This is a genomic window from Brachybacterium fresconis (assembly GCF_017876515.1).
Classification (GTDB): Bacteria; Actinomycetota; Actinomycetes; order Actinomycetales; family Dermabacteraceae; genus Brachybacterium; species Brachybacterium fresconis.
Genome location: NZ_JAGIOC010000001.1, coordinates 1970459 through 1995990 on the forward strand (window position 1 = coordinate 1970459; position 25532 = coordinate 1995990).

19 protein-coding genes, 1 tRNA gene and 1 pseudogene are annotated in these 25532 nt (G+C 73.0%); 17 read left to right on the top strand and 4 right to left on the bottom strand.

Going from position 1 to position 25532, the window contains the following annotated elements; all coding sequences use genetic code 11:
* Positions 1-251: 251 nt before the first annotated feature.
* The 4 genes from JOF44_RS09035 to JOF44_RS09050 are packed head-to-tail and all read left to right on the top strand — an operon-like array spanning position 252 to position 8040.
* Complete coding sequence (locus JOF44_RS09035) at positions 252-2510, top strand: acyltransferase family protein (RefSeq protein WP_281067137.1); 2259 nt, start codon at positions 252-254, stop codon at positions 2508-2510.
* Between the two features lie 14 nt (positions 2511-2524).
* A complete protein-coding gene (locus JOF44_RS09040; protein WP_209889980.1) occupies positions 2525-4561 on the top strand; it encodes a DUF6541 family protein in 2037 nt (678 codons plus the stop codon).
* A 29-nt stretch (positions 4562-4590) separates the two neighbouring features.
* Positions 4591-5916: a M18 family aminopeptidase gene (locus tag JOF44_RS09045; protein WP_209889982.1), complete on the top strand. Its 1326-nt coding sequence runs from the start codon at positions 4591-4593 to the stop codon at positions 5914-5916.
* A 15-nt stretch (positions 5917-5931) separates the two neighbouring features.
* Entirely contained in the window at positions 5932-8040 is a 2109-nt protein-coding gene (locus JOF44_RS09050; RefSeq protein ID WP_209889985.1) for an acyltransferase family protein, read from the top strand.
* A gap of 31 nt (positions 8041-8071) precedes the next feature.
* On the opposite strand, the gene JOF44_RS09055 is transcribed toward JOF44_RS09050, so the two are convergent.
* Positions 8072-8350, bottom strand: a complete 279-nt coding sequence (locus JOF44_RS09055) for a hypothetical protein (RefSeq protein ID WP_209889988.1) — start codon at positions 8348-8350, stop codon at positions 8072-8074.
* Between the two features lie 233 nt (positions 8351-8583).
* Between JOF44_RS09055 and JOF44_RS09060 the strand changes: the two genes are divergently transcribed.
* Complete coding sequence (locus JOF44_RS09060) at positions 8584-9804, top strand: IS110 family RNA-guided transposase (RefSeq protein ID WP_209889991.1); 1221 nt, start codon at positions 8584-8586, stop codon at positions 9802-9804.
* Between the two features lie 107 nt (positions 9805-9911).
* The gene (locus JOF44_RS09065; RefSeq protein WP_209889994.1) at positions 9912-10322 is read left to right on the top strand and encodes a hypothetical protein; all 411 of its coding nucleotides are present in this window, start codon (positions 9912-9914) and stop codon (positions 10320-10322) included.
* Here JOF44_RS09065 and JOF44_RS09070 read toward each other — a convergent pair.
* Positions 10306-11856 carry a glutamyl-tRNA reductase gene (locus JOF44_RS09070; protein WP_209889997.1) on the bottom strand — a complete coding sequence of 517 codons (1551 nt, stop codon included), beginning with the start codon at positions 11854-11856 and terminating at the stop codon, positions 10306-10308. The two genes, JOF44_RS09065 and JOF44_RS09070, sit on opposite strands and share 17 nt — an antisense overlap.
* 297 nt (positions 11857-12153) lie before the next feature.
* Between JOF44_RS09070 and hemE the strand changes: the two genes are divergently transcribed.
* The 8 genes from hemE (at position 12154) to hemL (ending at position 20979) form a co-directional block, all read left to right on the top strand.
* A complete protein-coding gene (gene hemE, locus JOF44_RS09075) occupies positions 12154-13194 on the top strand; it encodes a uroporphyrinogen decarboxylase (RefSeq protein WP_209895854.1) in 1041 nt (346 codons plus the stop codon).
* Entirely contained in the window at positions 13191-14660 is a 1470-nt protein-coding gene (locus JOF44_RS09080) for a protoporphyrinogen/coproporphyrinogen oxidase (RefSeq protein ID WP_209890000.1), read from the top strand. Before hemE ends, JOF44_RS09080 begins: the two co-directional genes overlap by 4 nt.
* On the top strand, positions 14657-15358 hold the full coding sequence (gene hemQ, locus JOF44_RS09085; protein ID WP_209890003.1) for a hydrogen peroxide-dependent heme synthase: 702 nt from the start codon (positions 14657-14659) through the stop codon (positions 15356-15358). Before JOF44_RS09080 ends, hemQ begins: the two co-directional genes overlap by 4 nt.
* A gap of 58 nt (positions 15359-15416) precedes the next feature.
* Positions 15417-16601 (top strand): ferrochelatase, encoded by a 1185-nt coding sequence (locus tag JOF44_RS09090; protein WP_209890006.1) that lies wholly within the window; start codon positions 15417-15419, stop codon positions 16599-16601.
* Positions 16598-17620, top strand: coding sequence for a hydroxymethylbilane synthase (gene hemC / locus JOF44_RS09095; protein ID WP_209890009.1), 1023 nt, complete (start codon positions 16598-16600; stop codon positions 17618-17620). The genes JOF44_RS09090 and hemC overlap by 4 nt, the downstream gene beginning before the upstream one ends.
* A gap of 7 nt (positions 17621-17627) precedes the next feature.
* On the top strand, positions 17628-18401 hold the full coding sequence (locus tag JOF44_RS09100; RefSeq protein ID WP_209890012.1) for a uroporphyrinogen-III synthase: 774 nt from the start codon (positions 17628-17630) through the stop codon (positions 18399-18401).
* Between the two features lie 108 nt (positions 18402-18509).
* Positions 18510-19538, top strand: coding sequence for a porphobilinogen synthase (gene hemB, locus JOF44_RS09105; RefSeq protein ID WP_209890015.1), 1029 nt, complete (start codon positions 18510-18512; stop codon positions 19536-19538).
* A 121-nt stretch (positions 19539-19659) separates the two neighbouring features.
* Positions 19660-20979 (top strand): glutamate-1-semialdehyde 2,1-aminomutase, encoded by a 1320-nt coding sequence (gene hemL / locus JOF44_RS20685; RefSeq protein ID WP_245348902.1) that lies wholly within the window; start codon positions 19660-19662, stop codon positions 20977-20979.
* Positions 20980-21605: 626 nt separating this feature from the next.
* On the opposite strand, the pseudogene JOF44_RS20690 reads toward hemL, so the two are convergent.
* A pseudogene (locus tag JOF44_RS20690) lies at positions 21606-22898 on the bottom strand (DUF222 domain-containing protein); the annotation flags it as partial.
* Positions 22899-23542: 644 nt separating this feature from the next.
* Between JOF44_RS20690 and JOF44_RS09115 the strand changes: the two are divergent.
* Positions 23543-23616, top strand: a tRNA-Met gene (locus JOF44_RS09115).
* A gap of 208 nt (positions 23617-23824) precedes the next feature.
* Here JOF44_RS09115 and JOF44_RS09120 read toward each other — a convergent pair.
* Complete coding sequence (locus JOF44_RS09120) at positions 23825-24283, bottom strand: HIT family protein (RefSeq protein ID WP_209890020.1); 459 nt, start codon at positions 24281-24283, stop codon at positions 23825-23827.
* Positions 24284-24322: 39 nt separating this feature from the next.
* Between JOF44_RS09120 and JOF44_RS09125 the strand changes: the two genes are divergently transcribed.
* Positions 24323-24985: a pentapeptide repeat-containing protein gene (locus JOF44_RS09125; protein ID WP_209890023.1), complete on the top strand. Its 663-nt coding sequence runs from the start codon at positions 24323-24325 to the stop codon at positions 24983-24985.
* Positions 24986-25146: 161 nt separating this feature from the next.
* Positions 25147-25503 carry a VOC family protein gene (locus JOF44_RS09130; RefSeq protein WP_209890026.1) on the top strand — a complete coding sequence of 119 codons (357 nt, stop codon included), beginning with the start codon at positions 25147-25149 and terminating at the stop codon, positions 25501-25503.
* The last annotated feature ends 29 nt before the right edge of the window (positions 25504-25532 follow it).

A 25532-nucleotide genomic window follows, 5' to 3' on the forward strand; every position in this document is an offset into this window, starting at 1 on the left:
GCGCACGTCCGCTGAGCGAGGAGGAGCTGGCCCGTCAGCGCGCCCTGGAGCGCGCCCTCGCGCCCGACGCCTCGCCCTGGGAGCAGCCGGCCGCACCGCTCGCCGACGATCTCGAGGACTGGACCCAGGACCCGGAGCCCGACCTCGCCTCCGAATCATCGGCGCACCCGTCCGCGCCCCCGGCCCGCTCCGGCCTGGCCGCGTGGACCGCCGGTCCCCTGCCCTCGACCGCCTCCTCCCTCGACGACTGGCTGCAGGGGCCGCGGGAGGCCCACGCCGAGCGGGAGGCCGAGGACGCCTGGTCCACCGCCGACTCCGTCTCCGGCACCTGGCGACCCGTCCGCGATGCGGGCCCGGGGACCTCCGCTGCCGCCGGCTCGGAGTCCGCGGCGCCCGGCGCCCCGGAATCCGCGCCGGCACCGCCGCGGACCCGTCCCGTCTTCCGCCACGAGCTGCACGGCCTGCGCGCCGTGGCCCTGGGCCTGGTGGCGATCTACCACATCTGGCTCGGCCGGGTCTCCGGCGGCGTCGACGTCTTCCTGTTCCTCTCCGCCTTCTTCCTCACCGGCACCTTCGTGCGCCGTCTGGACAGCGGACGTCCTCTCGGGGTGCCGCGCTACTGGCTGCACACCTTCAAGCGCCTGATGCCGCCCGCGGCGGTGACGATCCTGCTGACCCTCGCCGGGTCCGCCGCCTTCCTGCCCTCCTCGCTGTGGCCCACGGTGATGCAGGAGGCCGTGGCCTCGGCCGCCTACGTGCAGAACGCCCTGCTGGTGTTCCTGCAGGTCGATTACCACGCCCGCGACGCCGGCGGCGCCTCGCCGCTGCAGCACTTCTGGTCCCTCAGCGTGCAGGGCCAGGCCTTCGTGGTGTGGCCGCTGCTGTTCCTGCTCGTGGTGCGCCGGGCGCGTCGTGGCCGCAGCGTGCGCCGCCCGCTGATCGCCCTGCTGCTCGTGATCGGTGCGGCGTCGCTGACCTGGTCGATCATCACCACCCAGACCCATCAGCAGGTGGCCTACTTCGACACCGCCGCCCGGCTGTGGGAGTTCGCGGCCGGGTCCCTGCTCGCCCTCGCGCTGCCGACGATCGACCGCCTCACCGGTGCCCGTCGGCCCGAGGAGGGGCAGGCGCCACGGCTGCGCACCGGGCGCGCCCTGCTCGGCTGGGCGGGCATCGCCGCCCTGCTGGCCTGCGGCATCGTGCTGGACGTCTCGACCATGTTCCCCGGCTGGATCGCCATCGTGCCGCTGGCCGCCGCCGGGGCCGTGGTGGTCGCCGGGCACTCCGGGCGTCGCTGGGGCGTGGACGCCCTGCTCTCGACCAGACCGGCCGCCTTCGTCGGGGACATCTCCTACGCCCTGTACCTGGTGCACTGGCCGGTGCTGGTGATGTGGCTGCACCGCAGCGGACAGCAGCGCGCCGGGCTGCTGGACGGGCTCGCGGTGCTGGCCGGCTCGGTGCTGCTGGCCTGGCTGATCACCCGTGCGGTCGACGCGCCGGTGCGCCGCTCGGTCTGGCTCGAGGCCCGGCCCCGTCGGGCGCTGACCGCGGTCGCGGCGAGCTTCGCGCTGGTGGCCGTCGCCGCCGGCGGCTGGTGGATCGGGCTGAACCGCGCCGAACCGTCGACGCCGGTGGCCGCCGCGCAGGACCTGCCCTCCACCGAGGCCGCGACCGAGGTCGCCACCGAGGCCCCGCCCGAGATCCTCCCCCACGGCTGGCAGCTCGGCGCGCAGTGGCCCGACCTGCCCGAGCGCTGCGGCGGGCCCTGGGCCCCGGCGGAGGACTTCCACAACGTCAACTGCCAGCAGCTGCTGCCCGCCGACGCCTCCGCCGACGGCACGATCGTGGTCGTCGGCAGCTCCCACGCCCGACAGTTCATCCCCGCTCTGATCCCGTACGCGACCGAGCACGACCTGCAGATCGTGAACCTCTCCATGGACGCCTGCGGATTCACCACCGAGGTGGAGCACAGCCCGTACTGCCAGGGCTATGACCAGTACGTCCTGGACTACGTCGAGGCCCACTCCCCCGAGCTCGTGCTGACCACCGTCACCCGGACCGGGCTCGGGGACGGCGGCGGCGAGAGCGACGAGAGGATGCCCGAGGGCACCGCGCCCGCGGTCCGGGCCCTGCTGGAGCGGGAGGTGCGCGTGATCGGCGTGCGCGACACCCCGCGCTGGGAGCAGGACCAGTTCGCCTGCGCGGAGGCGGTGATCGAGGAGGGCGGCGCTCCCTCCGATGCCGACGCCGCCTGCGGGGCCGACGCCGCGGACAAGCTGGCCCCGACGAACCCCGCCGCCGCCCTCGCCGAGCTCCCCGGGGCCGAGGATCGTCTCGCCCTGGTCGACCTCGGCGCGTCGATCTGCCCGCAGGGTCGGTGCTCCCCGATCCTGGGCGAGTCCTATGTCTACATGGACGACGACCACCTCACCCGCACCTTCGTCGAGAGCGTCCTCGTCACCCCCGTGACCGAGCAGCTCACCGAGAGTTTTCCCGCCCCCGCCGCATGACAGGATGAGCAGATATGTGGACCGACGTGATCCCCGGGGTGCTCGTCGCCGTCGCGCTGCTGGTGGCACCCGGGGCAGCGGCCCTGCTGTGCTGCCGCGTCTCGTGGCCGACGGCGCTGGTCGCCGCCCCGCCCGTGTCGCTGGCGCTGCTGGCGATCTCGACCCTGCTGGCCGCCGTGGTCGACTCCTCCTGGGGTCCACTGTGGATGCTGGCGACCACCGTGCTCGGTGCCGGGGTCTGCGCGGTGTGGTCCTTCGCGACCCCCTGGGGCCGGCGGACCGCGCGCTGGTCGCCGCTGTCCGCGGCGGCGGCAGGGCAGTATCTGATCGGCCAGGTCATCGCCCTGCTCTTCCTGGTGCCGCTGTTCCTGACGGCCTTCGTCGCGCCGACCACGATCGCCCAGCGGTACGACAACGCCTTCCACCTCAACGCCATCGAGTCGATCGTCCGCACCGGTGAGGCGACCCCCTTCGACACCGGGCAGCTGCTGCGCGGTGCCGTGTACCCCAACAGCTGGCACACCGCCGCCGCGCTGGTCCAGGAGCTCAGCGGGCTCGGGCTCGCCCAGACCGTCCACGCCCTGACCCTGGTGACGGTGCTCGGCGTCTGGCCGCTGTCGGTGTGGCTGCTCATCGAGGTGCTCGTGCGCCCCGGGATCGTGGCCCGTCTGGTCACCGGTCCGCTGTCCCTCGCCTTCGCCGGCTTCCCCCTGGTGCTGCTGGACTGGGGGCTGGTGTACCCGACGATCCTCGGCCTCGCCGCCGCGCCCGCCCTGGCGGCGGTCCTGATCCATCTCGCCCTCGACCGCTCGCTGCTGGCCTCCCCCGTGCGGATCGCGGCGATCATCGCGGTGATGGGCATCGGCGTGGGCATCGCCCACCCGGGCGCGGCGCTGGCCGGGCTGATCATCGCGCTGCCGATCACGGTCCTCGCCCTGGTCCGGCAGCTTCGGGGCCCGGTGCTGGACTCCCTGCGCCGACCCGCCGGCTCGAGATCGCGCCACGCCTCCCGCGGCTGGTCCCTGCGGACCGTCCCCGCCATGGACCTGGGCCGGGCCGCCGTGCTGATGGTGGTGGCGGTCGGCATCATGGCCGTGTGGGCGACGATGGCCCCGAGCACCGACACCGCCCCCTGGACGGCGTTCCAGTCCACCCCGCAGGCCCTCGGCGAGGCCTTCCTCGGCGGGGCGATGGAGCGCTTCACGCTTCCGCTGATCGTGGTGCTCAGCACCCTGGGGCTGCTCGGCGCCCTGCTCGGACGGGGCCGCGATTCCCTGGTGCTGCCGGCGATGCTGGGCCCGGTGGCCGTCTACTGGGCCTCCTCGGCGGCACAGGACGTCTTCTGGCGCAACCTGCTGTCCGGCTTCCTGTACCGCGACAACTTCCGCACCTCCGCGGTCGTGACCCTGGTGGCCGTGCCGCTGGTCGTGGCGGGTGTCGAGACGCTGCTGCGGGGGCTGCGTCGCCTGGTCACGGCCCGGCGGGCGCGTCGGACCGAGGGGGAGAGCACCCCGACGGCGCTTCCCACCGCGGCCGCCCTGGTGGTCGGGGTGCTGGCCTCGACCGCGCTGTCCTGGCACGTCTCGAGCGACCCGCACGTCCAGGCGCGCTTCGAGACCGTCTCGGATGCCTACCGCACCTGGGAGTTCGCCGATCTGGTCTCCGGGCCCGAGTTCGCCATGTTCGAGGACCTGTCGGAGCACGTGCCCGAGGACGGCTATGTCATCACCGACCCCTGGGAGGGCGGCGGTCTGGCCTACGCCTTCGGCGACCGCGAGGTCTCCCGCATCTACATGACCGTCAAGCGCACCCCCGAGGAGAAGTACGTCGACGCGCACTTCCAGGACATCGCCTCCGACCCCCGGGTCTGCGCGGCCCTGCCCGCGGACCAGCCGCTGTACTACCTGGACCTCGAGGAGCACCGCCTCGGCGGCAACAAGATCGAGGACTCCGGCTACCTGGGCTTCGAGGGCATCACCGAGGACACCCCCGGCTTCGACCTCGTCCACCGGGTCGGTGACGTGCGCCTGTACGAGATCGACACCTGCTGAGAGCGCTGCGGTGATGGTTCAATGAACGCGTGACTCCGTTCTCCGCCGCCGCGCCCTCACCCCGTGCCCGCACCACCGCCGCAGACCTCGGGGACTTCGTCACCGCCTCTCCCTCGAGCTTCCACGCCGTCCGCGAGAGCGTCCGGCGGCTCGGGCAGGCCGGCTTCACCGCGCTGGAGGAGACCGCCCCCTGGTCCGCGGCCGACGTCGCCGGGGACCGCTACGTGGTCCGTGACGGCTCCCTGATCGCCTGGTCGACCCCGACCTCCGCCGATGCCACCACCCCCTGGCGGATCGTCGGCTCCCACACCGACTCCCCCGCCCTGAAGCTGAAGCCGAACCCGGAGCTGGGCGCCGAGGGTCTGGCCCAGGTGGGCGTCGAGATCTACGGCGGCCCGCTGCTGAACTCCTGGCTGGACCGCGAGCTGCGCCTGGCCGGGCGGCTCGCCCTGGCCGACGGCACCACGACCCTGGTGGCCACGCCCGGGATCCTGCGCGTCCCCCAGCTCGCCGTGCACCTGGACCGTGCCGTGAACCAGGAGGGGCTGCGCCTGGATCCGCAGCGCCACCTGCAGCCGATCCTCGCCCTCGGCGAGGCCGATGTGATGGAGCTGCTGGCCGCGGAGGCCGGCGTCCGCGCCGCGGACATCGTCGGCTTCGACATCGTCACGGTCGACTCCCAGGCCCCGGCGCTGTTCGGCGCTCACGAGGAGTTCCTGGCCTCCGGCCGGCTCGACAACCTCACCTCCGTCCACGCCGGGCTGCAGGCGCTGATCGCCGTCGCCGCCGGCGACGGGACCACCTCGGCGACGTCCCCGGGACCGGCGCCGATCGCGCTGATGGTGGCCAACGACCACGAGGAGGTCGGCTCCTCCTCCCGCTCCGGCGCCGGCGGCCCCTTCCTCGAGGACGTGCTGGTGCGGATGCACGCGGCCCTCGGCGGCGACGAGGCCTCCCGCCGCCAGGTGCTCGCCTCCTCGATGGTGCTCTCGGCCGACGCCGGCCACGCCGCCCACCCCAACTATCCCGAGCGCCACGACCCCGTCACGCGGCCGCGCCTCGGTGAGGGGCCGATGCTGAAGATCAACGCCCAGCAGCGCTATGCCACCGACGCCGTGGGGATCGCGGCCTTCGTCGCCGCCTGCGGGAGCGCTGGGGTGCCCCACCAGACCTTCGTGTCGAACAACGCGATGCCCTGCGGATCCACCATCGGACCGATCACCGCGACCCGGCTGGGTATGACCACCATCGACGTCGGCCTCGCCCTGCTGTCGATGCATTCGGCCCGAGAGATGTGCGCGACGGCCGACCCGCTGCTGCTGCAGCAGGCGGCCGCCGCGTTCCTGCGCGGCTGACCGGCCCGCGCCCTGATGAGTCCCGACGTCCCGGGCACCGCCGCGACCCACGCCGGACGATTCCGGCCGGAGCTGCACGGGCTGCGCGGCCTGGCGATCGGCCTGGTCGTGCTGTACCACGTGTGGTTCGACCGGGTCTCCGGCGGGGTCGACGTGTTCCTGTTCATCTCCTCGTTCCTGCTGGTCGGAACGTTCCTGCGGGTCATCGACCGGGGCGGGGCGACGAGACCGCTCGCCTACTGGGCACGCACCTTCAAGCGGCTGCTGCCGCCGACGGCGGTGGTCTCGCTGGCGACCCTGGCCGGGGTCTGGCTGATCCTGCCGCCGCAGCGCTGGATGCCCGCCCTGACCGATGCGGCCGGATCCCTGCTGCACGTGCAGAACTGGGTGCTGATCCGACGCGGGGTGGACTACTACGCGGCCGACGCGGCCGGCCCCTCCCCCTTCCAGCACTTCTGGTCGCTGTCCATCCAGGGGCAGGTGTTCCTGGCCTGGCCGCTGCTGATCGCCCTGGCCGTGGTGGTGGCGCGGCTGCTGCGCCGCCCTGTGCGGCCGGTGCTGGCCGTGGCGTTCGCAGCGGTGCTGGTGGCCTCCTTCGCCTGGTCGGTGCACTCGACCGCCACCCAGCAGCAGATCGCGTACTTCGACACCTTCACCCGGCTGTGGGAGTTCGCCGCCGGCAGCCTGCTGGGCCTGCTGCTGCCCTGGTGGGAGTCCCGCAGCGCCGCCCGACGAGACCGACGATACCGACGGGGCCGACGCCGCGCGAGAACCGGTGCGGCTGTGGCACCGCGCGTGGTGGCGGGCTGGCTGGGGATCGCCGGTCTGGTCTCCTGCGGGCTGCTGATCGACGTCCAGGGGGCCTTCCCCGGGTGGATCGCCGCCTGGCCCCTGGCCGCCGCGGCCCTGGTGCTCATCGTCGGCACCACGGGGCATCGGCTGTCCGTGGACCATCTGCTGGCCACCGGCCCCGCGAAGGTGCTCGGGGACATCTCCTACGCCCTGTACCTGGTGCACTGGCCGCTGCTGACCCTGTACCTGGCCCACACCGGGAAGCCGCGCGCCGGACTGCTCGACGGCCTGGTGCTGATCCTGGTCTCGCTCGCGATCGCGTGGCTGCTGACGTCCCTGGTGGACACCCCGATCCGACGCTGGCCCTGGGCGGGCGCCCGCGCCCGACGCTCCGGACTCGTCGCCATGGCCACCCTGGTGATCGGCCTCGCCCCGGTGATCGGCGCCCAGCAGTACCTGCTGGCCGGGCAGCGCGCCGCGGAGACGCAGGCGGTGGCGGACAACCCCGGCGCCCGGGTGCTGGAGACGGACTACGAGCCCGCACCCGGAGCGGACCCGTCGGCCGCCGTGATCCCCACGGCCGCCCTGGTCGGCGAGGACTGGGTCAGCGGCGAGGAGGAGTGCTCCGGGCAGCTGGCGCCCCGTGGGTCGGAGACCGAGCAGCTCGGTGCCCTGTGCCGCGTCGTGCCCGGGGCGAGCGCGGACGCCCCGGTGATCGTCAGCGTCGGTGATTCCCGCATGGAGCAGTTCTCCGCCTCCTTGATCGAGCTCGCGCAGCGGGAGGGCTGGACCCTGGTGACGCTGTGGAAGGGCGGCTGCACCTTCGCGCCGGACGCCGAGATCAGCCCCGACTGCGACGCCTTCTCCCGGGCCGCCGCCGACTACCTCGACCGCGTGGACCCCGACACCGTGGCCCTGGCCACCACCACCTTCGGCCACGACGGGGCCGAGACGCTCACCCCGGGGATGGATACGACCCTGCCCACGATCACCGGGCGCGGGACCACCGTGCTGGCCGTGCGCGCCCTGCCGCGCTTCGAGGACGATCCCGCCGGGTGCGCGGCCGAGCACGGCGCCGACGCCGCCTCCTGCGAGGTCCCGCTGCCCGCGCCGCTGACCGAGTCCCGGCCCGACGCCGAGCTGCTGAGCACGGTCGGTGAGGCGGCGGTGCCGGTCGATCCGGTCCCCCTGGTCTGTCCGAACGGGACCTGCTCCCCGGTCATCGGGAAGGTGATGGTCTTCCTCGACGGCGACCACCTCACCGGCACCTACGCCGCCACGATGCAGGACGGCGTCGATGCCCAGCTGGCCGCGGGCGGCTTCACCTGGTGAACCGCACCGGACCGAGCACGGGGACGGCGGGTCAGGATCCCTCGACGCTGCGCCGCGCGATCTCCTCGACCGCGGCCACGGCGGCGCGGGCCCGGGTGACGGTCCCGTGGTCGGGCCCGTGCTCCCGCTGGGCGTCCTTCAGCAGCTCGTCGACCTGGTAGAAGGCGTCCTCGAGGTGCCCCGCCTCGGCGGTCGCCTCGCCGAGCTCGGCCCGCAGCTCGACCGCCTCCGGGGAGAGGGACTCGCCGGATTCGAGCAGGTCTAGCAGGCGACGGGTGGCCGCGTGGATGCGCTGCTGCGGGGTGCTCACTGGTGCACCATCCTTAGTGCGGCCTTGTTCGGTAGGGTCGTGGCCACTCGGTCCCGGTGGGTGCACGGCCAAGAGTGCGAGCCGTTCGACGGCCGCGATGAGTTCTGCCGGCCCCGCCGGGCCGAGGCCATCTGATCGGCGTCAGGAACATGCCCCTTCGAGGGCCGAGCAGTGAGCTTCCGGCAGGTGGCCTCCACCGAGCGGTGCTCCTTCGAGAGTTCTGGAGTACGCGCATGTATGTCGGATGGGACTGGGGCAACACCACCCACGCGGTCGCCGTCATCGATGATCAGGGCCACATGATCGATCGCTGGCCCTGCCAGCACACCGAGGAAGGTTTTCGAGCCACCTTCGCCCGCCTGGCCACCCACGACACGCCCAGCGAGCTGCCGGTCGCGATTGAGACCACCCGCGGACTGACCGTCGACCGGCTCCTGGGCGCCGGGCACCCGGTCGTCCCGGTCCACCCCAATGCGTTCAACGCGGTCCGGCCCCGCTGGGGCGCGGCCCGCGCGAAGGACGATCCCGGCGACGCGTTCAAGCTCGCCGACTACCTCCGCACCGACGGGCACCGCTTGCGGACCCTGCGCCCGATCGAGCAGGCGACGCTTGAACTGCAGGCGCTGGTGCGCGCCCGCGAGGATCAAGTCACCGCCCGCGTCGCGGCGACCAACCAGCTCGACGCCCTGCTGGCCGAGCACTGGCCCGGCGCCGGCGCGGTGTTCTCCAGCCTGGACTCCGACATCGCGCTGGCTTTCTGCGACCGATTCCCCACCCCCTCCAGGGCCCGGCACCTGGCGCCGGCGAGGATGCGGGACTGGCTGGCCCGACAGCACTACTCGGGACGGGTCGATCCCACTGACCTGGTGGCCAGACTCCGCGGGGCACCCGCGCCCGCCTCGCGGCTCGGCGAGGAGACGATCGCCGCGCTGGTGCAGGCACAGGTCGCGGTCATCCGTGCCCTCAAGACCGCTATCGACGACCTCGAGACCCAGATCGACACCGCTCTGGCCGCCCACCCCTGGGCAGCGTTGATCGAGGCCCTGCCCCGAGTGGGGACCGTCAACCTCGCCCAGATCATCGGCGAGGTCGGCCCGCTGCTCGAGCACGCCGCCAGCGCGGACCAGCTCGCCGCCGAGGCCGGCGTCGTGCCCGTCACCCGCGCCTCGGGCAAGTCCCGCGCGGTCGTGTTCCGCTACGCCACCAACCGTCGCGCGCGGCAAGCCCTGGTCCGCTGGGCCGACAACTCCCGACACGACTCGCCCTGGGCGAGAAACATCTACGACACCGCCCGCGAACAGAACAAACGACACCCCCACGCCGTGCGGATCCTCGCCCGCTCCTGGCTGCGGATCATCTACGCCTGCTGGCGCGACGGTGCCTGCTACGACCCCCTCACCCACGAGACCCGCAGAACGGACAGAACACACCAAACCACCGACCTCGCGGCATAGAGGTTGACTCAGGGAACTCATCGGGGCTCCTGCGGGGACGGGGAGGAGGGGACGGACCTGATCCTACGGGCCGCTCCTGCGCCCACGGGCAGTAGTCTGGGCAGGCCATGGAGATCAATCCCTACGAGTCGCGTCTGCGCATGCTGCAGCAGTTCGACGGCGTGCAGATACAACGCGAGGCGACCCCGGACGAGGAGACCGCCGGCTGCCCGGGATGCCCGTACTTCTGGACCTGCCCGGTCCCGCATCGCGGGGAGGAGGTCTCCGCCCCGGAAGAGATCGAGCCGGCGGACGTCGAGGGCGTCCTCGGCCCGCGCCGCCGCTACCGCCCGCGCGACGAGTCCGACGTCGGCTGGACCGACGACTGGGTGGACGAGGACGGGCTGCGGATCGAGATCGACGAGCACGAGGCCGAGGCCGAGGCCGAGCCGTCACCGGGGACCGCACCCCTGGAGCGCACCCGCCGCACCGAGCAGGACCGACCCCCGCGTCGGGGCCTGTTCAGGCGTCGGGACTGACGCGCCCGCCGGTGCCGGGATCGGCGTCGCCCGGGCCGAACCCGGCCGGGCAGTGCCCCTCGCGCAGCGCGAGGCGGGCGAGGGTCGCGACGGGGACCGTCGCCGGAGCCTGCGCGCGCAGATCATCGATCCGCGGGGCATCCGTCCCCAGCTCCTGGCCGGTCAGCTGCGGCGGAACCGTGCGGTCCACCCGCATCCACCCGGCCGGGACGACGCCGTCGGGCCCGCTCGTGCCGTCGGGCCCGCTGGTGCCGACGGGCCCGCTGGTGCCGTCGCCCGTGGCCCCGGAGGAGATGTCGATCCCGAAGATGGTGTGGAAGGCCTCGACGTAGGCATCGGCGAAGCCGGCCTCGGCCAGGTGCCGGGCTCGCTCGGCCGGGTGGTGCATGACCTTGGCGAGGATCCTGCGCACGCTGCGGTCGAGCACGTCGGCGGTCTCTCCCGCGACGTCGCGGCGCAGCCGGTCGATCTCCTCGTCGGCGGCGTCGGCCACCTCGCGGCGCATGGCGGCCATCGCGGGATCGATGCGGCGCACCTCCTGCTGGGCGCGGAAGGCCTCTGCGGTCTCCTCGACGATCTCGCGCGCCGCGGTCAGCGCCGGGTCGTCGCCGGCCCCGATCCCGACCGCGAGATCGCCGAGCCCCAGCACGGTCACGCCCTTGAGGTGGCTGACCAGGGGGTGGAGGTCGGAGTGCAGGGCGAGGTCCAGCACGATGGTGCGTCCGGCGCCGAGGAACTGCTCGGGGAACAGCGAGGTGCCGCGGCCGGAGCAGGCCAGCACCAGGTCCGCCTCGCGCAGCGCCCGATCCAGGCCGTCCGCGGCGACGACCTCGGCGCCATGGCGCTCGGCGAAGCCGGCGGCGCGCCCCGAGGGGGAGTACACCCGCAGATCCGTGACGCCGCGCCGGGCCAGCTCGGCCAGCCCCAGACGGGCGTAGGCCCCGGTGCCGACGATCAGCACGGTGCGGGACTCGAAGCCGCCGAGCTCGACACCGGCCCGCTGCACCGCGACCGCCGCGCCGGAGCGTCCGGCGGCGCCGACGGGAGCCTGGGTCGCGACCCGCTTCGCGCAGCGGAAACCGTGCTGGAAGAGGTCGTGGAGCATCGAGGTGGTGCGGCCGTCGCGACGGGCGGCCTCGTAGGACTGGCGCACCTGACCGGCGATCTCGGCCTCGCCGAGCACCAGGGAGCGCAGTCCGGAGGTGACCTCGTACAGGTGCTGGGGGACGGGGGCGTCCATCGCGGCGTCGAAGCACAGCGAGACCACGTCGCGCTCGAGCCCGCTGGTGCGGGCGATCGCGTCGATCACGAGATCGATGCCCTCGTGGAAGCGGTCCACGTCGAGGTAGACCTCGAGGCGGTTGCAGGTGCTGACCACCACCTGGCCGGCCACCACCGGGGCGGCGCCGCTCGCCTCCGCCCGCTCGGTCTGGAGCTGCTCGATGACCGCCGGAAGGGTGCCTGCATCCCGGGTCAGGGCGTCGAGCACCTCGAGATCGAGATGCTCATGGGTGGCACGGAGAGCGGCGAGCATGATCGCAGTCTAGGCCCGCCCGCCGCAGCGCCGAAGGGGCCGGCTCGACCTCTCGGGAAGCATGTGCACAATGGGTGCGTCATGACACAGAACAGCACGTCAGAGCCACCTTTTGCCGACATTGCGTCAGATAGTTCGCGACGCGTGTCAGAACCCGGGATCGCCGCAGGCCCACGCGGTGGCAGCACTCCTGACGACTCCGCAGCGGCCGCCTCCTCGACCCTCGATGCAGCCCCCGACGGCGCCTCCGCGCTGCCTCCCGGGCACCCCGCCGCGCGACCCGTCGGCGAGGGCGGTGTGGCCGACGCCTCGCTCCTGCGAGAGCTCAGAGGTGACCGAGCAGACACCCCCAGCGTGTGGTTCATGCGACAGGCCGGTCGCTCCCTGCCGGAGTACCGGGCCCTGCGGGAGGGCACCACGATGCTGGATTCCTGCGTGCGCCCCGAGATGGCCTCGGAGATCACCCTCCAGCCCGTGCGCCGCCATCGCGTCGACGCCGGCATCTTCTTCTCCGACATCGTGGTCCCCGCCCGTCAGGCGGGCCTCGGCGTCGAGATCACGCCCGGTGTCGGCCCCGTCTTCGACCACCCGATCCGCACCGAGGCCGACGTCGACGCCCTGCCCCCGCTCGACGACGCCTACGAGGCGGCGCTCGACCCGATCCGGGAGGCCGTGCGGCTGACGGTCGCCGAGCTCGGCACCACGCCGCTGATCGGCTTCGCCGGTGCTCCCTTCACCGTGGCCAGCTACATGGTCGAGGGCGGTCCCAGCCGAGACCACCTGCGCACCCGCGCCCTGATGCGCTCGCGGCCCGAGGTGTGGGAGCGCCTGGCGCGCTGGGTCTCCGAGCTCTCGGGCCGCTTCCTGCGCGCCCAGGTGCTGGCCGGGGCCTCCGCGGTGCAGCTGTTCGACTCCTGGGTGGGCGCGCTCGGCGCCGACATGTACACCGCTCACGTCCAGCCGCATTCGGCCGCGGCCCTCGCCCGCGTCGCCGATCTGCCGGTGCCGCGCATCCACTTCGGGGTGGGCGCCGCGCATCTGCTGCCCCAGATGTGGGAGGCCGGGGCGACCGTGATGGGCGTGGACCATCGTCTGCGTCTGGACCAGGCGCTCGACGTCCTCCCCGCGGGGGCCCCGATCCAGGGCAACATCGACCCCGCCGTGCTGTTCACCTCCGAGCAGGCCCGCTTCGACGAGGCCCGCTCCGTGCTGGCGGCCGGCTCCCGGGCGAGCGGCCACGTGGTCAACCTCGGCCACGGCGTCCCGCCGGACACCGATCCGCAGGTCCTGACCGACCTGGTGAGCTTCCTGCACGAGCAGGACGCGCACCGGGCATGAGCGAGCGCACCCTCGTCGTCGGCGGCGGCCTCGCGGGGCTGCTCGCCGCGCGTCGTCATCAGCGCGCCGGGCACCGGGTGGTGCTGCTCGAGGCCACCGGCACCATCGGCGGCGCGATCGCACCGGTCGAGCTCCCGGGCGAGGACGCCGCCGCGGACCTCGCGCTGAACGCGGGTGCGGAGGCGTACGCGACCGGCTCCGGAGCGGTCGACGCCCTGGTGGCGGAGCTGGGCCTGGCCGAGCTCGTCGTCGCCCCGCGGGAGGGCCTGGGCAGCCGCGTGGTCTCCGACGCCGGGGTGCACCCCGCCCCGGGCGGATCGGTCCTCGGCATCCCGGGCGATCCGCTGGCCACCGACGTCCGGGCCGTGCTCGGCACCCGGGCCGCCCTGCGCGCGAGCCTGGAGCGGTTCCTGCCCGCCTCCATCGGCGCCCGGCCCGGTGCGACCGTCGCCGAGGTGGTCGCCCGGCGGCTCGGGCCCGCGGTGCTCGAGCGCCTGGTCGCCCCGATCGTCGGCGGGGTGCACTCCTCCGATCCCGCGCGTCTCGAGTTCGCCGCCGCGTCCCCTCCGCTCAGCGCGGGTCTGGCCGAGCACGGCTCGCTGACCGCGGCCGTGCGCCGCCTGCGCGGCGGCAGCACCGCGAGCGCCGGCACCCGCGTCCACTCCCTCGCCCCCACCCTCGCCGCCCTGCCCGAGGCGCTGCGGGAGCAGATCCTCGCAGCCGGCGGCATCGTCCGCACCTCCGTCACGGCACGCGCCGTGGAGCGTTCGGAGGCCGGCTGGGTGGTGCGCACCGATCGCGACGAGAGCCTCACGGCGGACCGCCTGGTCCTCGCCTGCCCGCCCGATACCGCCCATGACCTGCTGGCGCCCGCCGGCGGAGACCTCCGGGCGATCGCCGAGGCGATCCCGCAGGCCCCGTCGGCCGCCGTGCGACTGGCCGTGCTGGTGCTCGACGCCCCGGCGCTGGACGCCTTCCCCTCCGGCACCGGCGCCCTGGTCGCGCCGGGCACCGCGGGGATCCGGGCGAAGGCCCTGACCCACGCGAGCGCCAAGTGGACCCACGTCCAGCGCCTGGCCCGAACGGCTCTGCCGTCGGCCGCGAGCCCGCACGTGGTGCGGCTGTCCTACGGTCGACCCGGGGAGGAGCTGCCCCCGCGCGAGGAGATCGTCGACCTCGCCCTCGCCGACGCCTCCCGGATCCTCGGCACCGAGCTGGGTCCCGAGCAGCTGCGCGCCGCGCGTGTGATCGACTGGGACCGGGCGATGCGCCAGGCCCGGCCCGGCCATCGCGCCGCCCTCGAGACCCTCGGCGAGCTGCTCACCGCGCTCCCGTCCGCCCGCACCCTAGAACTCGTCGGCTCCTGGCGGGCCGGCACCGGCATCGACGCGATCGTCCGCGCCGACTCCGCCGCCATCGACCCATCCGCTCCGGACTCATCCACCACGGAAGGACCCCGCTCATGACCTCCCCCGAAGAGCTCGCGACGACCACCCGCTACACCAGCTACACCGTCTTCCGCCGGATCTCCGGCCTGACCGAGGACGGCGAGGTCACCGCCGCGCAGATCACCGCCGCCCTCGGCGACGTCACCGGACTGATGGACGCGGAGGGGGCCGAGATCCTGGGCTTCTACGACGTCTCCGGCTTCCGGGCCGAGGCCGATCTGATGCTCTGGCTCGCCGCCGACGAGCCGGCCGCCCTGCAGTCCGCGCTGCGCGAGTTCGAGCGGTCCCTGCCGGGCACCTGGCTGCATCGCGAGTGGGCCGGCGTCGGCGTGCACCGGATGGCGGAGTTCGCCCGCGGCCACGTGCCCTCCTACATGGTGCCGGGCAGCGAGCGGAAGCAGTGGATCACCGTCTACCCCTTCGTGCGCAGCTACGACTGGTACCTCCTGCCCGACGACGAGCGCCATCGCATGCTGCGCGAGCACGGGATGCTGGGCCGTGAGTACCCGCAGGTCAACGCCAACACGGTGGCGGCCTTCGCCCTCGGCGACTACGAGTGGCTGCTCTCCTTCGAGGCGGATGACCTCCACGACCTGGTCGACATGATGCGCCACCTGCGCTACTCCGACGCCCGTCTGCACGTGCGCGACGAGCTGCCTTTCCACACCGGACGCCGGCTCGGGAGCCACGAGGACGTCGCCGAGCTGCTCGCCTGAACCTCTGCTCGCCCGAGCCCCCTGCCGCCACCCACCCGTTCCCGGAGGAACACCACCGATGACCATCCCCCCGCTCGATACGACCCAGTACGACGCGATCCTCTTCGCCTCCTTCGGCGGCCCCGAGGGGCAGGACGACGTGATCCCGTTCCTGCGCAACGTCACCGCCGGCCGCGGCGTGCCCGATGAGCGCCTCGAGGAGGTCGCCGGCCACTACCGCGCCCTCGGCGGCCGCTCCCCCATCACCGCGCAGAACCGCGCGATGATCGCGGCGCTCCGGACGGAGCTCGCCTCCCGCGAGATCGATCTGCCGATCTACTTCGGCAACCGCAACTGGGAGCCGTACACGGCCGATGCGCTCTCCTCGCTGCACGCCGACGGGCACCGCCGCGTGCTCGCCCTGCTCACCAGCGCCTACTCCTCCTATTCCGGGTGCCGCCAGTACCGCGAGGACTTCGCGCGGCGACTGGACGAGGCCGACCTGCTGGACGAGGTCACCATCGATACGTCCCGCTCCTACTTCAACCACCCCGGCTTCCTGGCCCCGGTCGTCGACGGGGTGCGGACGGCGCTGAGCGATCTCGAGCGCGCCGGCCACGACACGGACCAGGTGCGCGTGCTGTTCTCGACCCACTCGATCCCCACGGCCATGAACGACGCCTCCGGACCGGTCACCCCGGGCGACCAGGAGCAGGGCGACTGGTACGTGCGCCAGCACCTGGCCGCCTGCCGCTACGTCATGGACCAGCTGCACGACGATCTGCCCGTCGAGCCGGAGTGGGAGCTGGTCTACCAGTCCCGCTCGGGTTCCCCGCGCACCCCGTGGCTCGAGCCCGACGTCAACGACGTCATCGAGCGCGTCGCCGAGGACGGCTCCGCCGAGGCGGTGGTCGTGGTGCCGATCGGTTTCGTCACCGACCACGTCGAGGTGATCTGGGACCTCGACACCGAGGCGAAGGAGACCGCCGAGCAGAAGCAGCTGGCCTTCCGCCGCGTCGCCACCTCCGGCACCGATCCGCGCTTCATCGCCGCGCTGGGGGACATCGTCGCCGAGCACCTCGACCCCTCGCGGGAGCGGGTCGCGGTCACCGAGCTCGGGGCGGTCGAGGACGTGTGCGGGCACAACTGCTGTCAGGTCGACGCCGGCAGGGCGGTGCCGGCCGAGCAGAGCGTGAACACCCTCGTCGAGATCGCGGCGCACCTGCGCGAGCGGGAGGCGGCCCCGGCGGGAGTGTCCTCATGACGACACAGGAGCACACCGAGGACCCGCGAGGCCTGGCCCCGCTGCGGATCGGCACCCGCGCCTCCGCCCTCGCCCTGACCCAGTCGGGACAGGTGGGCGAGGCCCTGGTGGAGAGCACGGGCCGGGAGGTCGAGCTGGTGCACGTGAGCACCCACGGCGACATCGACCGCACCAGTCCGCTCGCCCAGATCGGCGGCACGGGCGTGTTCGTCACGGCCGTGCGCCAGGCGCTGCTGGACGGCACGGTCGATGTGGTGGTCCATTCCTGCAAGGACCTGCCCACCGCGGAGCTGGAGGACATCCGCATGGCATGCATCCCGCCCCGGGAGGACCCGCGCGATGCCCTCTGCGCCCGCGACGGACTGAGTCTCGATGAGCTGCCCGAGGGCGCGAGCGTCGGCACCGGCTCCCCGCGCCGTGCCGCGCAGCTGCTGCGCGCCCGCCCGGATCTGGACGTGCGGGCGATCCGCGGCAACGTCGAGACCCGCCTCGCCCGGGCCCTCGGCGAGGACGCGGACCTCGACGCCGTGGTGCTGGCCGCCTCCGGCCTGCAGCGGGTGGGCCGCGAGGCGGTGATCAGCCAGCTGCTGCCGGTGGAGATCATGCTCCCCGCTCCGGCCCAGGGTGCGCTGGCGGTCGAGGCCACGGTCGCCGCGCTGGACGGCGCCACGGCGGATACCGCCCCGGCCTGGTTCGGGCCGCGGATGGCCGCCGTGGACGACCCGGTCACCCGCGCCGCGGTCACCGCGGAGCGGGCGCTGCTGCGGGCGCTGGAGGCGGGCTGCTCCGCCCCGGTCGGCGCCTACGGCGAGATCCTCGGGGATGAGCTGCGGCTGCGGGCGCTCGCGATCCGGCCCGACGGCTCCCACGTGGTCGAGGGCTCCGCGCGCGTCGCCTTCGACCCGGCCGAGGACGCCGCCTCCGGGCAGGACTCGCTGCCCTTCCGGCTCGGCACCGAGCTCGCCGACGATCTGCTCGAGCGCGGCGCCGGGCAGATCCTGGCCGAGGCGAAGGACTGATCAGCCGATGAGCGCCCCGATGCCGACGCCGCCCCGCCCCGTGCTGGTCACCCGACCGGCCGGGCGTGCGGACGCCCTGGTGACCCTGCTCCAGCGGCAGGGCCTGGGCGTCGAGCATCGGCCGCTCGTCCATCTCACGCTCGAGGGCGGGACGGAGCTGGCCGGTGCCTGCCAGCGGCTCGCCGCCGGGGCGTACACGCATCTGGTGGTCACCTCCCGCACGACGGTCGAGGCGCTCCTGGCCGCGTCGGACGCGGGGAGCGCGCCGCGTCTCGTCGTCCCGGCGACCACCCAGGTCGTCGCCGTCGGCACCGGCACCGCGGAGGCTCTCGCCGCCGCCGGCGCCCCGGCCTCCCTGGTCGCGGACGGGTCCGGCGCGGCGCTGGTGGGGGCGATGCCTCCGGTGGCCGACGGGACGGGCGAGGTGCTGCTGCCCGCCTCGGCCGCCGCCTCCCCGACCGTTCCCGAGGGGCTGGCGGCGAAGGGCTATCGCCTCGAGCAGGTCATCGCGTACCGCCCCGAGACCGTGCCCCTGCCGGCCGCGACCGCCGATGCCCTGCGCCGCGGCGAGTACGCCGCGATCGTGCTGACCAGTCCGATGATCGCCCGCGCCGCGGCCTCCGTCGGGGTGCACGAGTCGACCGCCGTGGTCACGATCGGCGCACCCACCGATGGAGCCGCTCGCGCGGCCGGCCTCCCCGCCCCCGTGCAGGCCGAGGCCCCGACCGATGACGCGCTCGTCGGCGCGGTGCTGTCCGCGCTGTCCTCCCGCAAATCCTGAACCACCCTGCTGCTGAACCATCCTGCTCCTGAACCATCCTGCGCTCTCTCGTCGCTCCTCCCCCTGCCCGACCCGCCCACCCCGCCCCTCCGTGCGAAGGAGTTCCTCATGACCGTCCCGGACCGCCTCGGCCCCACCCCGATCGACCGCCCCCGTCGGCTGCGATCCACCCCCGCGATGCGCTCGCTGGTGCGAGAGCACACCGTGCGACCTGCGGACCTGGTGCTGCCGATGTTCGTGCGGGAGGGAGCGACGGAGAACACGCCGGTGTCCTCCATGCCCGGCGTCGTCCAGCACACGATGGACTCCCTGGTGCGCGCGGCGACCGAGGCGAGCGAGCGCGGCGTCGGCGGGGTGATGCTGTTCGGCGTGCCCGAGCACAAGGACGCCGTCGGCTCGGGGGCGACGGATCCGGACGGCATCCTGAATCGGGCGCTGGCCCGTCTGCGCTCCGAGCTGGGCGATGACACGGTGATCATGGCGGACCTGTGCCTGGATGAGTTCACCGACCACGGCCACTGCGGGGTGCTCGATACCGACGGGCGCGTCGACAACGACGCGACGCTGCTGCGGTACCGCGAGATGGCGCTGGCTCAGGCCGAGGCGGGTGCCCACCTGCTGGGCCCCTCGGGGATGATGGATGGTCAGATCGCCGCGATCCGCGACGCCCTCGACGCCGCCGGGCATCTGGAGACCGCGGTCTACGCCTACACCGCGAAGTACTCCTCGGCGTTCTACGGACCCTTCCGCGAGGCGGTCGATTCCTCGCTGCAGGGTGATCGACGCACCTACCAGCAGGATCCCGCCAATGGTCAGGAGGCGCTGCGCGAGCTGGAGCTGGATCTGGCCGAGGGCGCGGACCTCGCGATGGTCAAGCCCGGCCTGCCCTATCTCGACGTGCTGAAGGAGATCGCCGCGGCCTCGCCCGTGCCGGTGGGGGCCTACCAGGTCTCCGGCGAATACGCGATGATCGAGGCGGCGGCCGCGAACGGCTGGATCGACCGGGACCGCACCGTGCTGGAGTCGCTGCTGGCCTTCCGCCGCGCGGGTGCCTCGACGGTGCTGACCTACTACGCCAGCGAGGTCGCGAGCTGGTACTGCGACGGCCTGCCCGACCACCTGCGCGAGTTCCTGTGACACTCGCCCCGACGATCTCCGGCCTGACGACCTCTGGCCTCACGATCTCCGGCCTGACCAGCTCTCACCCCCAGATCTTTCGACCCGAGACTGCCCGACCCGACGACCCGAGGAGCACCCGATGACCCCCGCCGATGCCACCACCGTCTCCGCCGATCTCTTCTCCCGCGCCCAGCAGGTGATCCCCTCGGGCGTGAACTCACCGGTGCGGGCCTTCGGCTCCGTCGGCGGCACCCCGCCGTTCCTCACCTCCGCGCAGGGCGCGCTGCTGCACGATGCCGACGGCCGCGACTACGTGGATCTGGTCGGGTCGTGGGGGCCGATGATCCTCGGCCACGCTCATGAGCCGGTCGTCGAGGCGGTGCGCGACGCCGCGGGGCGCGGGCTGTCCTTCGGCGCCCCGCAGTCCGGGGAGGTCGCTCTCGCCGAGGAGGTCGTCTCCCGGATCGCGCCGGTCGAGCAGCTGCGCCTGGTCAACTCCGGGACCGAGGCGACGATGAGCGCACTGCGGGTGGCGCGGGCCGCGACCGACCGTGATGTGGTCGTGAAGTTCGCCGGCTGCTATCACGGGCATGTCGATGCTCTGCTGGCCGAGGCCGGCAGCGGCGTGGCGACCTTCGCGATGCCCGGCTCGGCCGGGGTGACCGCCGCGACCGCCCGCGACACCGTCGTGCTCCCCTACGGGGACCGCGCGGCCGTCTCGGCCCTGTTCGCTGCGCGGGGCGGGGAGATCGCCGCGGTGATCACCGAGGCGGCGCCGGCGAACATGGGCGTCGTGCCGCCGCGCGAGGAGGACGGGATCGGCTTCAACCGCTTCCTGGCCGAGACCGCACACGCCAGCGGCGCCCTGCTGATCAGCGACGAGGTGCTCACCGGATTCCGGGCGAGCCGCGAGGGCTACTACGGGGTCGACGGTGAGGGCTGGACGCCGGATCTGATGACCTTCGGCAAGGTGATCGGCGGCGGCCTGCCGGTCGGCGCTTTCGGGGGACGGAAGGATCTGATGGGTCTGCTGGCTCCGGCCGGACCCGTCTATCAAGCGGGCACGCTGTCGGGGAATCCGCTGGCGACGGCCGCGGGTCTGGCCACCTTCGCCGAGCTGGACGAGACGGCGTACGCGACCTTGGCCTCGACCTCGCGGGCTCTGCAGCAGATGGTCGCCGATGCGCTGACCACAGCAGGCGTTCCCCATGTGATCCAGAATGCCGGGACCCTGTTCTCCGTGTTCTTCCGCGAGCAGCCGGTGACCGGCTACGACGATGCGAAGATGCAGGACACCGAGGCGTTCACCCGGTTCTTCCACGCAATGCTGGATGCCGGTGTGTACCTGCCGCCGTCGGCCTTCGAGGCCTGGTTCGTCTCGACCGCCCACACCCCGGAGGTGCTGGACCGGATCGCCGACGCGCTGCCGGGTGCTGCGAAGGCCGCCGCGTCGGCCTGACCCGGCGGGGCCCGCGCCCGGCCGGTGTGTGATCGGCGCCGGATACCGGGCCGAGGGCAGGGTGCTGACGGACGTCGGGTGACCGAGCGGGTGCCCGGTGCTGCCGGACCGTCGCACTGGTCGGGCCCTGAGGTGGGCACGGACGTGTGACCGTGGTCGTCGCTCTCCAGCGTGGGAGTGGGGTCCTCGCCGTATCGCGGGCCGAGGTCGACGCTGGGGACCGGCTCGGTGACGATCGATCCCCCTGCGGTGACCGCCGGCTCCGTGGTGGGACCCCCGCCAGCGGCCTCGGACGCAGCACCGGGTGTTCCGTCGGTGGGCCCTGCCTCGGGAGTTTCCGCCGGGGAGGTCGTCGTCTCGACGGGGCCGGGTGCTGACTGGACGGGGCCCGGTGCTGTCTCGTCGGAGGCCGTCGGTGTCGCGTCGGGGGCGGCCGGTGTCGCGTCGGGGGCGGCCGGTATCTCGATGGGCGCCGTGAAGCGTGCGGCACCGGTGGTCCGCGTGGTGCCGTTGCGGCTGGTCCAGCGCACCCGGTGGCCGGGCTTGCTCCGATCACGCTCGACGGAGCTGGTCTGGTTCTCCTTGTCGTTGCAGAAGGCGCACAGACCCTGCCCGTTGTCGAGGAAGGTGTGGCCGCCGGCCGCGTGGGGGCGGATGTGATCGCTCTGGCGGATGGGCGCATCGCAGTGCGGCCCACGGCAGATCTGGTCCCGCCAGCGGATGAAGCGCGCCAGCCCATTCGGGAACTCGCGCGCGACCGACTCGACGGCGACCAGCTCTCCGGTGGTGGGGTGGGTGTACAGCCGTCGCAACGCCAGGCGGGCGGCGGCTCCGTCGTCCCCGCCGAGCTCGTCGGCGGCCTGGTTGCTGAGTGCGCGCAGGGGACCGCGGAGGTCCTCCCGGACGGCCTCGGCGGGAACCGGGCCGTACCCCTCGATGTGTGCCAGGTCCCCGCGCTGCGGATCGAGCAGGGCGCGATCGGTCATGATCACGCCGATGTCCAGGTCGGTGCGGTCCATCCCGTCCTCCGCGCCGAGGAGGGTGTCGACGAAGGCATCCGCCTGGATCTGCTGATGCCCGCGCCGATCCCCCGTCGCACGGAGTCGCTCCGCTTCGAGGGAGAGTCGCTTGCGGATCGTGTTCGCCGCCAGGGCGGGCACGTGAGCGCGGATGGACGCCATGCCGTTCTGCCCGCGCCGCATGGTCACGCTGCGATGCCGCCGGGCGTGGTGATGGCGCTTCGCCTCCCCGTCGGGATCGGCCTCGGCGATCGCGGCGGCGACGGCGCCGTTCCATTGCTCGGACCCGCAGCTGTCCAGCTCCGCGAGTCGGGCGCCGAGGATCGCATCGACGTGCTCGCGCTGAACAGGCGTGAGCGGTCCGAGCGAGGTGGCGGTGGATCGGGCGCCGGTGGCGGTGAGTCGCCCGGTCGCCATCGCCGTGAGCATCTCCGGCATCGAGTCGACCAGACGGCGTGCCGCGGCGAGAGTACGGCTCGCGGTGGCCGGTGCCCGCCGGGTGCTCATCGAGACGTCGCGGGCGGTGGAGTTCTCGGCCCGGATCTCGGTCATCGCCTCCGACTCGGCGGCATCGGTCTCCTGCGCGGCTTCGGCCAGTGCTTCGGCGCGGAGCTCGGCGCGCGTCGCATCGGCGTGGCCGACCATGGCTCGCATCTCCAGGGCGTCCATCGCGGCGCGCTGTTCCTGCAGGCGCTTGATCACGGCGGAGTACTGGTCCGACGTGGCTCCGGGGGTCGTGAAGAGGCCACCCGGATCGGTGGCCAGTTCGGCGAGCAGGAAGCCCTGGTCTCCGAGCAGCTCGGCGAGTGCGGCCGGTCCGGTTCCGCGCACAGCATCGAGCAGCTGCCGGGTCGGATCCTCGGCCCCCGCTGCATCGAATTCCTGCGCGAAATCGTTCATGCCTCCATGATGCGCTCAGGCACTGACAATCGAAGCCCGCGAGAGCGAATGTGGAAAACCCTCTTGCGGGGAGGAAAGATGACGATGTCGAGTCCGACCTTCGGCGTGCGACTGTCGAGACTCGACCGTCGCGACGCAGCCTGTCATCTGCCCTCCATCCGAGGTCGCACCTCCAGTCGACCGCTCCCCCTGGAAGCACGCGATCCTCCCTATCTCCGCAGGTCGCAGCACTCGTCACCGCGCGAGCGGGTCGCACGATCGACGGTCCGGTCGTGGCAGACGCTGCTCATCAGCTGCCGAATGTGGATAACCACCCCCTGTGGAGGAAAGGCATGATCAATGATGGTGCTTGCGCACTTCGGGCACGGCAACGTGTTCATGTCCGAAGACATTGTTGAACTCCGCTCCCCCGCCACCAGCGCATTGTGGATAACGACCCTGTGTGGAGGAAGGTTCGCACTGCGTCCCCCGCGGTCTCCGCGACCCCCGCGACCTCCGCGACCGCCGCGACCTCCGCGACCCCCGCGACCCCCGATGACCGTTCTCGACGCCCCGCGTCCGCATGCGTCCGTTGATGACAGGACGCTCGACAGCGGTCGGCCCGAGCCTCGACGATGGAGTCGCGTCGCCAGCGATCGACGCATCGCTCCGTAGCTCAGCCCGGTAGAGCATCTCCCCCATAAGGAGTGGGCCGCAGGTTCGAATCCTGCCGGAGCGTCGCCGGGTGATCGGCAGTGCCCCCACGGGTCACGGGTCGTCACTCAACTCGGGCCGTTCGCCGTGCTCCGCACCAGCACCGCTCCCTGCTCGTCCCCGCATCCCGAGTCCGAGAACCCCAGGGCCTCATACAGTCGCCGCGCCCGATCGTTCTCCCTGCTCCAGCGCGCCGATGTCGTCGGTCGTCGCGTCGACCAGCGCGAGCGGGCTCACCGCGCGACCTCGGCCCGCAGCGCAGGGAGCCATTCCGCCGGGGCCACGTGCGCCGATCGTCCTTCCGGCCACGTCTCGAGCCCATCTCCTTCCCAGCGCGGGACGACGTGCAGGTGCAGATGACCCACGGACTGCCCCGCTGCCGCTCCGCTGGCATGGAGGACATTGACGCCGTGCGCTCCGAGAGCCGTCTGCATGCCTCGGGCGAGATCCTGGGCACACGAGGTGACAGCCTGCAGCACGTCGGCCGGAGCATCCTGCATCCCGACGACATGCGCCTGGGGGATCACCAGGCAGTGTCCCGGAGCCAGACTGCTGTCCGGCAGCGGAAGCAGCGCCGACGCCCGGTCCCCGTGGTGGATCCACGCAGCGGTCCCGCGCCCCTCCAGCAGCGCGCAGAACACGCAGGTTCCGCCGTCGGCCGACGGAGGGGGCTGAGAGGATCGAGGCTCCATCGTCACAGACTCGCACGCCCGACCTCCCCGAGGAGTCCCATGCGCACCCGCTCCACCACCCGTCGGCCCGTCCTCGAGCGGCTGGTGCTGCCCGAGCTGCAGGATCTCGAGGCCGACGAGCTGCGCGCCCAGGACACGTACGACGCCGTGCGGGTCTCCGGCAGGGATCTCTCCGGCCGCGATCTGACCGGGGCCACCTTCACGGAGTGCGAGCTGCTCGGCGTCACCGCCCACGAGACGGTCCTGCGGCACGCCCGGCTGATCGAGTCCCGGATCGATCGGCTGAATGCGCCGGTCCTGAACGCCACGCGCTCCACCTGGAGGGACGTGGAGCTGACCGGCTCCCGGATCGGTGCGCTGGACATCGACGACACGGAGATCCGCTCGACCCGCGTCGTCGGCAGCAAGCTCGACTGGCTGAATCTGCGCGCCTCCACCCTCGAGGACGTGCTGTTCGAGGACTGCGTGATCGAGGAGCTCGACCTCACCGGGGCGACCGCCGCCCGCGTCGCCTTCGTGAACTGCCGCGCCGGCAGCGTCTCCCTCGCCCACGCGCGGCTGGCGGACGTGGATCTGCGAGGACTCGAGATGGGAGCGATCGGCAACCTCGAGGGCATGAAAGGGGCGACGCTCGACGCCCAGCAGGTCACGGCGCTGGCTCCGGCCTTCGCGAGTCATCTCGGGATCCAGATGGAGGGGTGAACGACCTCCTCATGAGCAGTGTCTCGATCAGTGCGTGGAGGACTGCTGCTGATTCGTCGGCCGTGATCCGCAGAGGGCAGATCGTTCCACAGCTCGGCCCGGCCTCACGTACTCCGTACTACTCTGGCCCCGATCTCATACCCCGACGAAGGAGTCGCCCGATGACCGGGATCCGTGCCCTCACCCTCGTCCTTGAGGACCCGTCCGCCGCCGCGATCGCCCTGCGCGACGTCGCGGGCTGGAGCATCGAGGCCGACTTCGGCAGTTTCGCCTCGCTGACCGCACCGCGCAGCATCCCGCTGTGGCTCAACGCCCCGAGCGACGGCGAGGAGCCCTCGCGCGGGGTCGTTGTCCACATGGTGTGCGAAGACGTCGACGCGGCGTTCGATCAGGCTGTCTCCCGGGGCGCCGCTGCTGTTCGAGAGCCGACGGACATGGACTTCGGGGAGCGCTCGGCGTGCGTGCGGATCGCCGCCGCCCCCGGCATCACGATCGATTTCTCCCGCCCGCTGGAGTGACTGTCACCGCCCCCGCGCAGCAGAACGCG